The sequence below is a fragment of the Mucilaginibacter sp. P4_G9 genome, from assembly GCF_056400985.1.
Genome location: NZ_JBFUKF010000726.1, coordinates 1 through 1,472 on the forward strand (window position 1 = coordinate 1; position 1,472 = coordinate 1,472).

General features: G+C 35.5%; 1 protein-coding gene. It reads right to left on the reverse strand.

Features of this window, described 5'->3' with window-relative positions; genetic code table 11:
- On the reverse strand, window positions 1–1,129 hold a 1,129-nt coding region (locus AC1DPZ_RS27095; protein WP_477409364.1), incomplete at its 3' end, for a hypothetical protein.
- Window positions 1,130–1,472: the final 343 nt, after the last annotated feature.

The following is a 1,472-nucleotide window of genomic DNA, read 5'->3' on the forward strand; positions in this document are numbered from 1 at the left end:
GGTTTTTTATATCGTATTCAAAATGGTTTACAATGATCAGCGAGTACCTGGTATCCCTTACCGCAGTTTTTAAATTGTTCCAGTCCATTTGGGTAAGATTGTTGTCGTCATTAGGAATATGAATCATATCAGCAATCAAACAATTATTTAAGGTTTCGTCGGTGTAAGAATAGGTTATTGCAGAAGCATTTTTTCCTTTAATTTTATGTTCGTGTATTAAGCTGATAACACTATCCAGCTTGCCCGAACCGGGAGAGCCGATTATAAAAAGTAATGAGTTAAGCTTATTATCGGTTAACAGAAGGTTATCAATGTTTTCCCAATATGTTTCAGAAGGCAGGTTTAATGCAAATAGCTTTCTTAAAATACGATGAAACACATAGCAAAAAAGCAGGAGCGAACCCAAAAAGCCGCTCCAGTAAGTTACACCCAGGTACCATTTTTTATCCATTGTAATTCCCGGCAAATTATATTGAATAGGGAAGGAACTGGCCTGGATATAGGAATTGGCCGATTGTTTATAATAAGTATAATTCTGGCCCGAAGTAAATAATCCATTGTAAATCCATAAGCTATCGGCAGCAGAGTGATATAACTCATTCATGCCTGGTATAAGGTTATCTTGATCAATTGTTAACTGATCAAATAAGGTTGTTGAAAAATAGTTTTCTAAGGGCGGCGTTATGCCTGGTTTTCCGGATAAAACATTGTACCTGTTAATCCAGATACCATCGGGGTAAATATTTTCAAATGTGGACTTTTTTGATAATAAGGGGTTTTGTGTTATTATGTTTTTGATAAATTGTGTGTGCCTGTAACGTGTAACCAGCTTTGTTTCGTAATTAAAAGCAGTAGTGTAAAACAGGGCTACGGGCAGGCCACTTGTTATTATAATGCGGGTAAACGTCATTACCGAATAGCTGGTGCTAAAATCCCATCTCTTATATTTTTTAAGCAAATCTTTATCGCAAAGTAAGGCATGAATTCTCCTGGTTAATACTAAAAGAAGGAATAAGGTGATTTCATAAGTTAACAGGGGAAAAACATCTGTTGAAATACCTGCCGCGACATTTATAAGGCCAATAATGATGCTTAGCGCAATTGATGCGTTCCTTTTTTGTTTGTACAACTCGGGGTTGGTTTTTTTATAAAATACAGCATACAGATTGTTTATGAAAAGTATAGCTGCCGTGCCCGACACTAAAAGAATAAAAAAGGACTGTAAAAACGTGGTGTAATTACACCATATAATGAGCAGGACGATAGTAATAAGGTTACCGAATACCGCTAAATTATACTGATGATGAAGAAAACTGTTGGGACCGATCCAGGAGATATCGAAGAATTGTTTTTTATAGTAAGTTTTTTTTATGGAAACCAAAAAGACGGCCAACAGTATTACGGCTATGATAAAGAAAAAAGCAAATAACATTGAAAAACTGAAGAGAAAATTATTGATATCGCGAATGTTT